This is a genomic window from Xenorhabdus japonica (genome assembly GCF_900115195.1).
Classification (GTDB): domain Bacteria; phylum Pseudomonadota; class Gammaproteobacteria; order Enterobacterales; family Enterobacteriaceae; genus Xenorhabdus; species Xenorhabdus japonica.
This window is the reverse complement of sequence record NZ_FOVO01000014.1, coordinates 1-14,581: the sequence shown is the minus strand read 5'-3', so window position 1 is coordinate 14,581 and position 14,581 is coordinate 1. Positions and strand designations below refer to the sequence as shown.

The 14,581-nt window shown below is 40.8% G+C and carries 13 protein-coding genes and 2 pseudogenes; 6 read left to right on the top strand and 9 right to left on the bottom strand.

The window, feature by feature from the left end:
* The 3 genes from BM135_RS07380 to BM135_RS07370 are packed head-to-tail and all read right to left on the bottom strand — an operon-like array spanning position 1 to position 3,095.
* Positions 1 to 642, bottom strand: coding sequence for a cobalt-precorrin-8 methylmutase (locus BM135_RS07380; RefSeq protein WP_092519133.1), 642 nt, complete (start codon positions 640 to 642; stop codon positions 1 to 3).
* Between the two features lie 12 nt (positions 643 to 654).
* Positions 655 to 1,671, bottom strand: a complete 1,017-nt coding sequence (cbiB, locus tag BM135_RS07375) for an adenosylcobinamide-phosphate synthase CbiB (RefSeq protein ID WP_092519132.1) — start codon at positions 1,669 to 1,671, stop codon at positions 655 to 657.
* Positions 1,668 to 3,095: a cobyrinic acid a,c-diamide synthase CobB gene (locus tag BM135_RS07370; protein WP_092519131.1), complete on the bottom strand. Its 1,428-nt coding sequence runs from the start codon at positions 3,093 to 3,095 to the stop codon at positions 1,668 to 1,670. Before BM135_RS07370 ends, cbiB begins: the two co-directional genes overlap by 4 nt.
* 791 nt (positions 3,096 to 3,886) lie before the next feature.
* On the opposite strand from BM135_RS07370, the gene cobA reads away from it, so the two are divergent.
* From cobA to BM135_RS07350, 3 genes are read left to right on the top strand one after another with little or no spacing between them, the layout of a single operon-like run.
* Positions 3,887 to 4,642 carry a uroporphyrinogen-III C-methyltransferase gene (cobA, locus tag BM135_RS07360; protein WP_092519130.1) on the top strand — a complete coding sequence of 252 codons (756 nt, stop codon included), beginning with the start codon at positions 3,887 to 3,889 and terminating at the stop codon, positions 4,640 to 4,642.
* The gene (cobD, locus tag BM135_RS07355; RefSeq protein ID WP_092519129.1) at positions 4,642 to 5,715 is read left to right on the top strand and encodes a threonine-phosphate decarboxylase CobD; all 1,074 of its coding nucleotides are present in this window, start codon (positions 4,642 to 4,644) and stop codon (positions 5,713 to 5,715) included. The genes cobA and cobD overlap by 1 nt, the downstream gene beginning before the upstream one ends.
* Positions 5,708 to 6,568, top strand: a complete 861-nt coding sequence (locus BM135_RS07350; protein ID WP_092519128.1) for a GHMP family kinase ATP-binding protein — start codon at positions 5,708 to 5,710, stop codon at positions 6,566 to 6,568. The genes cobD and BM135_RS07350 overlap by 8 nt, the downstream gene beginning before the upstream one ends.
* A 326-nt stretch (positions 6,569 to 6,894) precedes the next feature.
* Here BM135_RS07350 and tnpA read toward each other — a convergent pair whose 3' ends face one another.
* Positions 6,895 to 7,350, bottom strand: a complete 456-nt coding sequence (gene tnpA / locus BM135_RS07345) for an IS200/IS605 family transposase (protein ID WP_092519127.1) — start codon at positions 7,348 to 7,350, stop codon at positions 6,895 to 6,897.
* Between the two features lie 581 nt (positions 7,351 to 7,931).
* Between tnpA and BM135_RS07340 the strand changes: the two genes are divergently transcribed.
* The 3 genes and pseudogenes from BM135_RS07340 to BM135_RS07330 all read left to right on the top strand — a co-directional run.
* The gene (locus tag BM135_RS07340) at positions 7,932 to 8,357 is read left to right on the top strand and encodes a JHE-like toxin PirA (protein WP_245737318.1); all 426 of its coding nucleotides are present in this window, start codon (positions 7,932 to 7,934) and stop codon (positions 8,355 to 8,357) included.
* 89 nt (positions 8,358 to 8,446) lie between these two features.
* Positions 8,447 to 9,724, top strand: a complete 1,278-nt coding sequence (locus tag BM135_RS07335) for an insecticidal delta-endotoxin Cry8Ea1 family protein (RefSeq protein WP_092519126.1) — start codon at positions 8,447 to 8,449, stop codon at positions 9,722 to 9,724.
* 413 nt (positions 9,725 to 10,137) lie between these two features.
* Positions 10,138 to 10,281 (top strand): annotated as a pseudogene (locus BM135_RS07330) (winged helix-turn-helix transcriptional regulator); the annotation flags it as partial.
* Here BM135_RS07330 and BM135_RS07325 read toward each other — a convergent pair.
* The 5 genes and pseudogenes from BM135_RS07325 to BM135_RS07305 form a co-directional block, all read right to left on the bottom strand.
* Positions 10,280 to 10,537, bottom strand: coding sequence for a lysis system i-spanin subunit Rz (locus tag BM135_RS07325; RefSeq protein WP_092519125.1), 258 nt, complete (start codon positions 10,535 to 10,537; stop codon positions 10,280 to 10,282). The pseudogene BM135_RS07330 and the gene BM135_RS07325 overlap by 2 nt on opposite strands.
* A complete protein-coding gene (locus BM135_RS07320; RefSeq protein WP_342741292.1) occupies positions 10,534 to 10,863 on the bottom strand; it encodes a structural protein in 330 nt (109 codons plus the stop codon). The genes BM135_RS07325 and BM135_RS07320 overlap by 4 nt, the downstream gene beginning before the upstream one ends.
* Positions 10,864 to 10,919: 56 nt before the next feature.
* Complete coding sequence (locus BM135_RS07315) at positions 10,920 to 11,249, bottom strand: phage holin, lambda family (protein ID WP_175486018.1); 330 nt, start codon at positions 11,247 to 11,249, stop codon at positions 10,920 to 10,922.
* Positions 11,250 to 11,343: 94 nt separating this feature from the next.
* Positions 11,344 to 12,642 (bottom strand): annotated as a pseudogene (locus BM135_RS07310) (DNA methyltransferase); the annotation flags it as partial.
* A gap of 141 nt (positions 12,643 to 12,783) precedes the next feature.
* The gene (locus BM135_RS07305; RefSeq protein WP_092519122.1) at positions 12,784 to 13,803 is read right to left on the bottom strand and encodes a P63C domain-containing protein; all 1,020 of its coding nucleotides are present in this window, start codon (positions 13,801 to 13,803) and stop codon (positions 12,784 to 12,786) included.
* Between the last annotated feature and the right edge of the window lie 778 nt (positions 13,804 to 14,581).

Here is a 14,581-nt window from a genome sequence, read left to right as displayed (position 1 = left end):
TCATTCACCCTTCACCTCCGGCATCCGGTAAAGAATGGCGTTGATAATGGCGGCTGCAATATTGCTGCCTCCTTTGCGTCCTTTTGCAGCAATGCAACTTAATCCGCTATTGATAAGGGCATGTTTTGATTCCTCCGCACCAACAAAACCGACGGGGACACCAACGACAGAAATCGGTGCAGATTGATGTTCCATCAAGCGAAACAGCGCGGTCGGGGCATTACCAAAGACAAAAATCTTCTCCCCTGATTCTTGCAGAGCCAGATCAACGGCTGCCATTGAACGCGTGATTTGCTGTGCTTTTGCCATTTGAATAGTGCGGGGATCGCTGACATAACAACGACATTCGCTACCGTACTGAGCCAAGCGGGTTTTATTGATGCCAGACAACACCATTGTTGTATCGGTATATAACGTACAGCCACGCAAGATACCGTCACGAATGAGGCGAAAAACATCAGGGGAAAAATAGAGAATATCCAGCCAGTCAAAATCGGCAGTGGTATGGATCACCCGTTTGATCACTGCTTCTTGATCCGCATCTACAAAACGATAATCAGGACGTGATTCACAAATAAGTCGGCTAATGATGTCAAAACTATTTCTTTCAATCTGTTGGGGTTGCTGGATGTAATTGCTCATGCTGTTCCCTCCTTATACCGTCACTCTGACCAAGCTATTCATCAAACTGCCCAAGCTGTCTATCACACTCAAGCTATCTACCACACTCAAGCTGTGCAGCAGCGCAAACAGCAGCAGCGCCATCACTGATGCCACCATCATCATCTGTATAGATTGTGGAATATCGTCAGGTGTGACCTCGCGTCTTGCATCACCAATCCACGGCTTTTCAACGCGCTGGTTAAAATAAACATTCGGCCCGCCAAGACGGATGCCCAATGCCCCCGCTACTGTGGCTTCCGACCAGCCGCTGTTGGGACTACTGTGTTGATAGCGATCACGCCAGCCAATTCGTAGCGCCTGTCGAAAATCCAACCCCTGCCATTTCGCAGCCATTGCCAGCAAAAGCCAGCCCAAACGTGCAGGCAGCCAATTCGCCACATCATCCATACGCGCCGAAAACATCCCCAGCGCCCGATAACGGGGGGTTTTATAGCCAACCATTGAATCGAGGGTATTAACTGCTTTATAGGCCATAGCAAGTGGAGCGCCGCCAAGCATTAAAAAGAACAATGGTGCAATCACACCATCCACACTGTTTTCTGCCACGGTTTCAATGGTGGCGCGGCTGATCTGTGGTGCTTGCAATTGAGCCGTTTCCCGCCCGACAATTTTGGAAAGCTGTTCACGACTGGCTAACAAATCTCCCTGCCGCAAGGCCTGATAAACCGCATTTGCCGCCTCACTCAAACCACGTCCTGCCAGCGCGGTATAAATCAGCCAAATCTCAACCAAACACCCTGACCAGAACGCCAAACCATAGGCCAATTGCAAAACCCAATAGCTCGCCAGCCAGACGCTTCCCACTACCACCAGCCATAACAGTACACCGCCCCATTTCAAGTCGGTTTCGGTTTGGCAAATCCGGCGGATAAACTGTTCAGTTTGATTGATAAGCCGTCCCATCCAGCGCACGGGATGCGGCCAATGAGGAGGATCACCCAATTTCATATCCAGCATAAAAGCCGCAAACCACAGTAAGACTGTCATAACAGCCTCCGTGCCATCATCAGCCAGCGATGAAGCAGACCAGGGCGTTGAGCAAAATGAATATGCAGATAGCCCGCCAGCGTGTTGCCATTCTGGTAGCCCCCCAGCCAGTTTTTCTGCGCTTTTTTTCGTGTTGGGATATCACACCATTTGACACATTGGAAAATAGGCGGCTGAGTCGTAATAAAATCCGAGTAATGGAATTCATGCCCACGTAGCGTTTCCCCTTTCGCCACCAGAGAGGTATCGCACATTGCCGTGGCTTCGCAGTAACCAAAGCGTTGCAAGTGATCCCCCATCTGGCTTTCACCAGCAATCAACCCCACCATGTTATGCCGCACGCCATCTGCATCAGTCAGGGCATCACCGAGATACATCAGACCACCGCATTCCGCATAAATGGGAATGCCTTTTTGATGCGCCCGACGTAATGCTTCATGCATGGCGTAATTGGAAGATAAAGTTTGAGCATAGATTTCAGGATATCCCCCGCCCAGATAGATCATCTGGCATGTGGGTAACTGGTAATCATGCAGGGGACTGAAACGTTTGATCGTCACACCTGCTTTTTCCAATAACAGCAAGTTATCGGGATAATAGAAGTGGAATGCTTCATCTTCTGCCAAAGCCAGCGTCAAACCTTGCCCTATTGCGGGATCGACAAGAGAATCAATATTTCCTTTTGGTAAAGAAGATAGCTGAGCCAATGCCAGCAATTTATCCAAATCCACCGAGGCTTCAATCTGTTGAGCAAGATAAGACCAGCATTCATCACGGCGAACATTTTCATTGTGTTGGCTGCCTTTATCATGCTGACGGCCTTGTTCTTGTGCCGGGATCAGCCCAAGATGGCGGGAAGGAAGCGCAATATCAGGCATTACAGGGATTCGTCCCAAAACGGGAATACCGCAATAACGTTCAATTGCCTGTTTTAATAATTGAAAATGACTATCCCGATTGACACGATTTATCAGCACTCCCACAATATTGACCGCCGGATCAAATTGCTGAAACCCTATCACCGTAGCTGCAATCGAGGTAGAAACCGCCTTACCATCCACCAATAAAATCACCGGACAACCAAGCTGCTTTGCCATCGCCGCGCTACTACAATAGTTGGGGTTAGTACCATAGCCATCATATAACCCCATAACGCCTTCAATAACCGCAATATCTTGATTGGTCATGGCTTGGTTAAACAGACCATTTAAAATGGGTTCGGGGAGCATAAAAGCATCAAGATTATGTGAAGCAACACCAGTCACAGCACGATGCCAGCCGCCATCCAGATAATCAGGCCCTATTTTAAACGGCTGTACCCGCAGTGAACGATTCATCAGGGCCCGCATAATGCCCAGCGCAACCGTTGTCTTCCCACATCCGCTGCCTGTACCTGCAATGACAAAAGCATATTTCTGTTGCATGTGCTTGCCCCAAAATATTTAAACTCTGTATTGGTGTTCCACTAACATTAGCGTTAAACCAGTATTGATACTAAAAACTAAAACTAATGCTCTCATTCATTGATATTTATCAAACAAAAGGCTTTTAATTATTTTTTGACAAATCAATTAATATTTCACGAGCAATATAGATATCAATGGTTTCTTTATCTTTCAACAAATTAAACCTTATGATAGAAATTCATTATCACGAAGTAAATTACATTTTAAAAAACAGAAAATTGTTTTATTTAAAAATACACATTTTTTATATTTATAAAAACACCCATGATTACTTTTGTGATCTTGTTCATGATTCTTAAGTTATAAAACATGTTTTTATAATAAAGAAAATAAAAATTAATACACAGCAAAAACACATCAATTAACAACAAAAAATTAACCTAATGAATTTAAATAAAAAAACAACAAAAATAAAGAGCCTTTCATTAATAAAATGAAAAAACATTTCTGCTAGTAAATATTTTCAACAGATAACAAAATTCATTTTAAAAAAATCAAAATTAAAAATACGAATATTGATATAAATCAAATTATCCCACACCATATTGAAGTAATAATTATCAAAAAAATGAGATTAATATAACGCTATTCATAAATACAAAAAAAGATTATTAGAAAGATAATTAACTAAAGCATAAGACAGAATAGGCAAGCCTTTATAATAAATAAAATCCCGTTTTAGTTATCATGATGAGAATATTTTTCCATTTCTTTAATTATTTATATTTTAAACCCATAGAGGTAATCCAATGAATAAAGGCAATGTTTGGTTAGTGGGAGCCGGCCCCGGTGATGCCGGTTTAATCACGGTCAAAGGACTACATTGTATTCAATTTGCGGATGTTATTGTTCATGACCGTCTCGTCAACCCTGAACTCATTGCTCAAGTGCCTGATCATTGTGAAATCATTAATGTTGGGAAAGAACATGATTATCATCCCATCCCACAAGAAAAGATTAACCAAATTCTGGTAAAACATGCACAAGCGGGAAAACAGGTTGTTCGCCTGAAAGGCGGTGATCCCTATGTCTTTGGTCGCGGAGGAGAGGAAGCGGAAGTATTGGCACAACATGGCATCAAATTTGAAGTCGTTCCGGGGATAAGTTCCTCAATTGGTGGATTGGCCTATGCCGGTATTCCTGTCACTCACCGCAATCACGCATCAAGTTTCCATGTCGTAACAGGGCATACGTCTCAGGGCAATGAACAACAGAACTGGGAAATACTCGCCCAATTGGAAGGAACATTAATTATTCTGATGGGAATGACCCGTCTGATGGAGATCTGCCAACAACTGATGCTATATGGCAAATCCCCCGCAACACCTGCAGCGGTGATCATGTACGCCAGTCAACCCAAACAAAAGAGCGTTATAGGCACACTGGAAACTCTGTCTGCAAAAGCGGAAGAGCAGAATCTGCGTGCACCAGCACTGATTGTAATTGGTGAAGTTGTTAATCTGGGGGCAACTCTCTCCTTTCTTCCCACTGACGGAGCAATTTAATGAGTGAACATGGTGGCAATATCCTTGGCGTTGCCGAGCAATATGGTCTTCCCGCCAATACGCTTATTGATTTCAGCGCCAATATCAATCCGCTGGGCGCACCAGAACGGGTTAAGGCGTTGATCAAAAATAGTCTTGCCGATATCGAAAAGTATCCAGATGTGGAATATCGTCATTTACATCAGGCGATCGCAAAAGCTCATCAATGCGATAATGCGGTAGTGATGGCGGGCAATGGCGCAACAGAACTGATCTATGCCGTTACTCGTTATCTCCATCCCAAGCGAGCTTTACTGCTTATTCCAGGTTTTGCCGAATATCGGCGAGCCTTGCAGCAAGTTGGCTCTGAAATCATCGACTATCCGTTAACAGAAGAAACTGGATTTCAACCGGATTTACGCCTGTTAGATGCACTTTCCACCATCCAACCCGATTGCATTTTTATAGCCACCCCCAATAATCCCACCGGATTAATGCCAGACAGCCAGTTTTTGCAATCACTGGTGAAATATTGTGAGAAACAAGGGATCTCGCTGATTGTCGATGAATCCTTTATTGATTTTCTGCCTGATAACCGAGGGTTGATTCCCCAAATTGTGGTCACTGAACATCTTTATATACTGCGTTCAATGACAAAATTTTTCGCCATTCCCGGGTTACGTTTGGGCTATTTAGTCAGCGGAAATACAGCGGGAATTGCTGAGATGAAACATCGGCGTGAACCGTGGTCAATCAACGCCTTTGCGGCTCGGATTGGTGAGATTTTGTTTGACGAGCATGATTATATTGCTGCTACACATCAATGGCTAAAATCGCAGCGACATTATCTCTGGACTCAACTTTCAGCTTTACCTGAACTGACTGTCTGGCCGCCATCGGCTAATTTTCTGTTCTTCCGCTGCCATAAACCCAATGTTGATTTATGGCATCTCCTGCTTAAACATCAGTTGTTAATTCGCCATTGTAAGAACTATGCAGGATTAGACGCACGTTACTATCGCGTAGCCGTACGCAGTGAATGGGAAAATCAGCGCCTGATCGCAGCCATGCAGCAGGTTTTTGCCTATGGCTGAAGCCTCTTTCCCCGCTTCCTGTGGAGAGCTTTTGCAAGGATGGCTATTTGGTGGAGAAAAATTAATCTCCTGCCCAATCAACTGGTTCAACTGTATTTCTGTCAGTGAAGGCGTTCCTGCGCCACATGAACGCCCACGTATGCGCCAGATGGTAAATTTACTCTTGGATTACTGGCAGGAGCCTCCCGAATTGACTTCTGGCTTGCGCATTGAATATCAATCGACAATTCCACTCGCCAAAGGCATGGCCAGCAGCACAGCGGATATTGCTGCTACCGCTCAAGCAACCGCCAAATTATTAGGGAAATCATTGAGCAGCGCAGATCTGGCACAACTTTGTGTCAAATTGGAACCCACTGACAGCACGATATTCAGACAATTAACCCTGTTTGATCATCTCACCGCCCAAACTCAAATTTCTTTCGATTGGCAACCGGATATCGATATTTTGCTGCTGGAAAGTCCACAAACCGTTTTGACGGAAGAATATCATCGGCAGGATCGTCAATCACAATTGCAAAATAACGTTTCTTTATTACAACAAGCCTGGTTGCAATTTAATACAGCAAATCAGCGGCATGATAATTACCGACTTGGAGAAGCCTGTACATTAAGTGCCATCGCCAACCAATCGATATTACCGAAACCCTGTTTTCATCAACTGAAGGATTTAGTTGAACAGACAGGTATTTATGGCTTGAACGTTGCCCATAGCGGCAGTGTTGTTGGCCTATTATTCAATTCACACCACCATGATGTAAATTACCTGTGCTGGCAACTGCATCAAAAGAAGATCTCTGAGTATTATCCGAAAATCTATCAGGTCAAACTGATTACGGGCGGTGTTCGCTGAAATAAACTTGAGAAGCGAATCTATCTCTCATTACATAGCTAATTCGAAAGATAACAGGCAGCCAGAAAGAGGTGTGAGCATAGGCACCCTTATGCTGTAATTTTTTAAGTTAGAAAAAAGTTAAGAAATAATAGGAATACCATGAGAACACAAAAAAAGATGTATGGGTTACGTTGGTAGAAGATACACCCCAGCCGGGAAATTGGTAATCATAACCACCCGCATAGCGGGTGGTTTGCTCTAGCCCTATAAGGGCGTGTTACCGACCGCGCCTAAACGACGCCGCTTTCTCTTCGTTCAAGCTAAAGTGTCATTGCCGCTTTGGCTTACCCCTTGAAGGGGTCCTCATACTCACGTGTACTCAATTTATCTTGCATTAAATATTGCTTTTCTTGCTCTCGGATATATTTGCGGATCGTGGCTTCATTTAACCCCACTGTGCTCACATAATATCCTTCTGACCAAAACTTCCTATTGCCAAATTTGTATTTTAAATTCGCGTGATTATCAAATCTCATCAGTGAGATTTTACCTTTCAAATACTCTATGAAGCTCGGTATACTTATTTTCGGGGGGATACTCACCAACATATGCACATGATCTGGCATAAAATGCCCTTCTATTATTTCTACCCCTTTGTACTTACAAAGGCTTTGTAAAATCTCACCTATACTTGAACGTAAACTCGCAAAAATAACTTTTCGTCTGTATTTTGGCGAAAAGACGATATGGTATTTGCAGAGCCATTTTGTATGGGCTGAGCTTTGTGCTTTAATTCCCATAAACACCTTTCCTTCTTTTAGTTACATATATTAGCTTGAACATCTATATTGTAACGGAAAGGTGTTTTTCTTGTTATAACCCTTGAGCTCCACTCGCATAGCGGGTGGTTTTATGTTTAAGAAGCTTATGCTTCTTAAACTGGCTAAAGCCATAATGAAGAACCCCGCCGAAAGCGGCGGGGAATTAGATCTTAAGAGATTAATAAAAGCACTATTTATATCTCGCACTAATAAAGTTATCAACCTTATTTAAAATAGTCATATTATTACTTATCCACACGCATTAATAAATTTTAACAATATCCGCATGCTAATAATATCATTTCAATAAGCAGTATAATTTTTAAATCAAACTTACATTTTTTATATTTCATCCTGCTATATCAATATGTTTATAATATCCGCAGTCATAATATATAGATTCACTATTAATAATAAAATAAATCTCAACTGTAAGGAGAAATCCACCATAAATATTAACATAATATAACCATAGTAAAAACGCTGTAAAATAAATATTTAACACATTAAAAACAACCCAGGATTATATTTAATAAATTTTTAAAATAGGATAACACCTTATGAGTAAAATCAATACAAATATAAATGACAGTAACGTTACAGTCACAAGTGATAATGATTCCAATCCAGAACCATTAACTTATAATACAAACACACCAGCATCAGAACCTCTTACAGTCAGTCCTTATAAGGATATGACAATAGAGCCACACTCTTCTATTGAGGCAATAAGAATTGACACACCAATTATTCTCGAAAAACGTCCCAATTACTACGTAGCTAATTCCGGCCCCGCATCATCAGTTAAGGCTGTTTCTTATTGGTCTCATTCTTTCACATCAGAATGGTTTGAAGATTCCTCTATCACAGTGAAAGCAGGGGAGAACGGAATATTAAAATCACCGAGCAACCCTGTGTATTACAGCAAGGTCGTCATTTATAACAATACAGATAAAAGAGCCTTTGTTACTGGATATAAGAAGTAACAAGATGAAAAACCATCTATAACTAACAGATTTTAATTTAATAACTATCTAACTAAAGCACGATTTAACTAAGGATTTAAAATAAAATCATGAATACCACACCAATTAATGTATCTAATAATGAAACATTACCTGTACTCACTGACGCCATGCTTATGGTGCCTTATACAACATCTACCCCTGATTATGAATGGGATATGTCATCAATCGTAAAGGATGCGATTATTGGTGGCATAGGATTTATTCCAGGAGCAGGTCAGGCAATGTCCTTCCTGTTAGGACTATTTTGGCCTCAACAGAAAGATAATACTTGGGAGCAAATCCTCCAAAAAGTAGAGCAGAGGATAGAGAATGCCACTCTAAAAACTATTAAAGGAATACTTAATGGAGCTCTACAAGAAATCAAAGGAAAAATAGAAAATGTAAAATACATGCTGGAAACCTCGCCTGGTAGTAAAGAAAGTCATGAAGCATATATGTTCCTAGCTAGATTTCTGGTTAGTATAGATGAAAGATTTAAGTCTTTTGATAATAAAACAAACTACCAGATCATGCCGATGTACACTAACACCATTATGTTACAGATCCCTTATTGGAAAATGGGGGTAGAGAAGAAAAATGATATTGGGCTGACAGATATTGAAGTCAATGAGTTAAAACAACTTATCGACAAATTGGTTGGCCAGGCCAAAGACTACATTAATACGATGTATACTAATGAATATAAGAATACCATAGATACATCAAAACCACAGGATATCACTAATAATTTATTATCTGTTAGAGGATATTGTTTATTACACGGTTTAGAGTGTATTGAATTAATTGAACATCTAAAAAATAATAGCTTCAAAAGTGGTTTCTATCCTAAAACTATTAGTTATTCAACTGTGTTTGATCATCCTACTCCCGAAATGAAAAATCAAGCGATTAAAGAAGACGATAAAATGCAGGAACCCTTCAAGCCATCTTTAATCAACGGTAAATACAATAAAATAAAATCATTGGTTGGATATGTACAAAGAATTGGGAATGCGCCTCGAGTTGGTGGTATTAAGATCACGTTTGCCAACGGTTCATCCTACACACTTGGCAAAGTAACATCAGAAACAAATTCAATTGAGCTAAATGATAGTGTTATCGAAATGTTGGAAGTATGGGGCAATGGTGCTGTTGATGAAGCATTATTTACGTTAAGTGATAAGCGTACACTCAAGATTGGTCAGCGCTACGCCAAAAAATACAGAAAATATGCTGTTGATGGACACTATATTGCAGGGCTGTACTTAGCCAACGATGAACCTTCACTTGCTGGTCAAGCAGCGGGTATTGCCGTTTCATATCATATGTTGGATAATAAAAAATAATACCTGACTAATAGCTCCCCTGGTTACATAGCTAACTATGTAACCAGGGGTAATTTTTTCCCATCGTATACTCCAGTTTCACCTCTCTATGAAAATCAATAAATCATAAAACCAAACATATGTTTGTAATTTCCATAAAGCAACTCAATGCACTGTTTTAAAAGAGATTATTACAGTAGTAAATATAGTTTGCTCACTTGATGTATTTAGTCATCTGATTTTTATTAATTTTTCAGCATAATATTAGAGACATACATCACATTTTTTGCAATTTGATAACTTCAGCAAACTTACGATCGTATTCTCATAATGAGAAAGAAGTATAAAAATAGACTTTACTGTTTGCCTGACATGAAACAAAACATCAGTGTAAAAATAGCTGAGGGGATGATATGTCAAAGAGGTAAAATCAGATATTGCAACTTCTGAAGCGTGATCCTTTTATTCAGCAACAAGAAATTGCTGATATTCTTGGGATCAGTCGATCATGTGTTGCAGGGCATATTATGAACCTAAGTAAAAAAGGTTATATCAAAGGCAAAGGGTATATTTTATCTAACGATGTTGAGTGTCAATTTCAGATTTGGCATTGGCGAGTTCCTGAGTGTGCTTGATATCCAGTTCTGCGAGTTGATTGAGGCGTTCTTGCTGGGTGGTGATAATGGCGTTTTTCTCTGATAGCTGAGTTGTCAGTACCTCATTCTCTCCAGAGAGTCGCCCATTATCCGCATACACCGAATAGACAGAATATGCAACCGAGCCAATCAGCGCGATACAAACAATCACCACGACAGCTTTAGCTTTCCAGTTCATAGCATCTCAAATGCCCGTGTGAAAATATCATCAGAATACGGTTGCTGGCCGTTCTCATGTCGAATGATCGACTTAGCCAGTGCAATCAACGTCGGTTTATCAATGTTGAGCACTTGATGCGGGTCGACGCTCAGTGCCTTGGCAACGCCATTGATATAGGCTGAGGTGTTGTTTTCCACATTGGGTGCCCAGCGGTCTATCATTCGGTACACCGTTTGGTAACCGTTCTTGTGGTAGTTGGTCAGTAACTTCATGAGTGCCCGAATACCGTAAATTTCAGATTCGAAGCGACAGAACCGCTTTTCAATCTTTGGGTCATGAGGCAACTGACCCTGCCACTTACTTCTTTGGGTTATGATCGATATTGCCCGGATTGTTATTATCAATGCCTCTCGTCATTACTTACCCCCGCTCTTTTCTCCGCCGCCTTACGCAGCAATTGACCGATAAAGTCGGTCCCCAGATAGCCAATCACCACACTGCCGATGTAGGCCAAATCAGGATCCAGACCGATGAGATTTAATACATCACGGATGAACCACGCGAACATGGCACACATAAAGGCGTCGATAGAGACTCGCAACCATCCTCCGCCGTTATAGCGACCGCGAAGAAATGCCATTGTCCCTGCGAGTGCTGCCCCGATGCCCTGCTCTCTTACCGAGACGAGCCAGTCACCGAGGTGCACCCAAAAGTCTGGGTTCTCTTTCATCTTCATAATTCCACCCCATCTGAACAATGGGCATCCGCGGGGTGAGTTATGGTCGCCCCTGTGAGTTGGTTAAAAGTAATGGGGGATAGTTAAGTTATGCTGTAACAAGCTTAAATACTTTAAATCCACCTGCCTGAGATTCAGTTTTGTATTTCTCAATACTTATTCTCATTCTTTGTTTTCCCAGTTCCGTTAAGCTAAGCGGCTTACCCAATGCATTTAAGTAATCCATAGATTCTTTTATTTGCTTTTTCGCATCAGCACTGGCTAATTTGCAGGCGTCCTCTAAGCTTTCGGGTAACTGGACTAATATGTAATTTAATTTAACATCCTTATTTTTACTCACTATCATCGTCGCTTCCCCCGTCGTTGCTGAACCAGCGAAGAAGTCCAAAACGATATCGCCATCATTAAGGGGTTTTAAAGAACCAATCAATTCAGTCACGAGTTTTAATGGCTTTTTCCCATTTTTGAAAGGCACACCACCTTCGTTATTAATCCCCGTGGTTTTAATGTGAGACCAGAAATCACCCGGATGGACAAACAGGTGGTCAGAGGCAAATATCAATTGCGGTCTGGGATTTCGGCTGGTTTCTGAATAGGTTACGCGTACCAGATATACTAATCCCTGAGCTGACTTAACAGAAAAAACATCACTTGTTTTTTTGTTTTTCCTCTTTTCTTCGCTTAGCTTGTGAACGCTGCTGGATTTGACGCATTGGCATATTCGCCAGCTATTATTAAAAAGCCACTCATTCTTTTTGGAAGCGGCTCCTTTATATACTTCGGTCAAAGGCTTTAAAGTTACACCTGATAAAATTTCATCCAGTTTTTTTAACTGCTCGTCACTAAGATATTTTGAATCTTTTATAGAATCGTAAAAATCCCTGTGCTCCCGGCTAAAATTATCCAAATATAAATTATACGCCGAGTCCCACTTAATCTTTTTTATTGGCGTAAATTCAATGCCATTGATACCACTCGGTTTTATAGCAATGATATATTCTTTTAATTTTGGAATAGTGCCTAGTTTTTTGACGCTGGCCATTTTTAGTCCGCTAGCTTCACTCATCTTAACGACAATAACTTTAATGGCATCGTAGCCAAATATTTCTTCACAGACCTTCACTAAATTAAAGACTTCATTATCATCTATAGAGATATAGATCATGCCTTCCGGATGAAGTAAGTTTTTAGCAACGAGCAGCCGTGGAAATATCATGTTCAGCCAGTTTGTGTGACGCCGACCCGATGTATCAAATCTGTCTTTATAGATAAAATCCTTGCCTGTGTTATAGGGCGGGTCGATATAAATCATCTTTATCTTTTTGTGATAAGACTTTTGTAATATTTTAAGTACTTCAAGGTTATCACCTTCAATAAATAGGTGCCGTTATCGGAATTCCGATATCGAATGAATGTCAAATGGTTAGGATTGCAAAACAAAAAAGGCCGCATTAAGCAGCCTTGGATAATCGAGTTGTAAACGCTAAGTTAACTACTGGGGGTGCAGTTCAGAAGCGAGTTTGGTGTTTCATTCGCTATCTTGTTCAGTTTCTGGAATCAATTTTGGATGCACTGTTTCCACTAACTCGTAAAATTGCTCTGGCGTTTTTGATATCTTAAGCAAGGTGACTATAGATGCTAAGTGTTCTCTTAACTTTGGATGTCCAATATCATCTGTTAGCCACTGATGTAACTTTGCTTTTCTTTCTGACCTAGAAGCTGCTTTTTTTAATTCAGGCAAGAAATCGGGGGCAAGACGGCTATAGACAACATTGTTTGTAACATTACCTATAAAACCCGGTCTCCAGTTTTTTTGTCCTACCGGGGGGTACTCAAGACCGTAAATTTTGAAAAGCCCTTCATAATAATCAGCCGGAAAAGTACTCACCCATGGTTTTAATTCTTTAGCTACGAAAGCCTCCAAAATCTTAGCCAGAGCATCTCTTTCTCTATCACGTTGATAGCCAGTTGCCTCGTCAACTAAAGCGATTACACCAACTTTAGCCAAAGAACGAACTAATATCTCTGCTTTATGTGCAACCGACATCTGTTCCTTGGTTTTTATTGCTCCAAATTCTCTAGCTTTTAAGTAGAGGTCTCCCACTAAAGGTAGTATAAGTACATTGTGTCCTTCTTTAATTACGCCTGTTTTTGTCTTGTATTTTACCTTCGGGATCTGCTCTTCAAGATCTTGATTTATAAAAGGTTTAAGGTTAATTGCATCCATGAAAGGGGGGGTCTGGATCTGACCTATAACTCTTTGATTTTCATTATCTTTCTTATAACCTCTCTGAGTTCTCCCAAGAGCGGCAAATATAGACGTAGCGCTCACAACCCGAGTTCCATTATTCAATACAGCGACATCTAACTCTGTATCACCTATGCTTAATACTCCCTCATTCAGTACTGTGGGCAGCATTGCCTTTTCTTTGCGGGCTACTGCTGCTTTTTGAGCTGACTTTTTTCTTTGTTCAGGGGTCATATTGGCCGCTCTTGCCTTACCACCCTTTGCCTTACCAACAACTTCTTTTTTATTTTCATCTGTCATGGTTAAGTTACTCGTATCGTAAAATCACGAGCAATTAAAACATATGTACGTTTACACGTGCAAATAAATATTTTGTACGTATATGCAAACCAGATTAATCTTAATTTACGGCAGTTTAAAGCCCAGTAATGGCTATTCAAGCAGATATAACCCTAAGCTAACTACCCCCAGAAAACAAAAAGGCCACGCCATGCGCAGCCTTGAATTTGAACTGGTCGGTCTGGCCGACAGGTTGAACTTGTAGCGATGGCTTACAGGTTGGAATTAAAATCCATCGAACTCATCACACCATTCGAATTCATCTTTCATGAGGGTGTTCTCTTTTTTGCTGAAAATCAGATTAACACGTTGATTTATCTAGCATATAGGGGTGTTCTCTATACCAATTCGAGGTGTTGATCGAAATGGTTGAAATAACACCTAATGCATTGATTTAACTGTGAATATAGCATTGACCGCCCCTGATCGAATTGAGTTGTAAATTCAAAGATTTCACTAACCATATAATTTTTAAAAATCAATTTTATTTATCTTTTATTAATGTTTTATCCGAAATAAATCGGTTTTGGTTTTAATTCCGTTTAGTTGAATATTTATATAATGCCTCATATTACACCAGAGTCATTCTAATGCTGTTGTCAGAATACTTTAAAACCAACTTACTTATATTGAGGATATTCATATAGGGCAAACGGGTCTAATTTATACAGATGAAAATCCCACTGTCAGGATTTTCATCATATAGCCATTATCCCAGCCAGCCTTCTGGCGCTTAGTC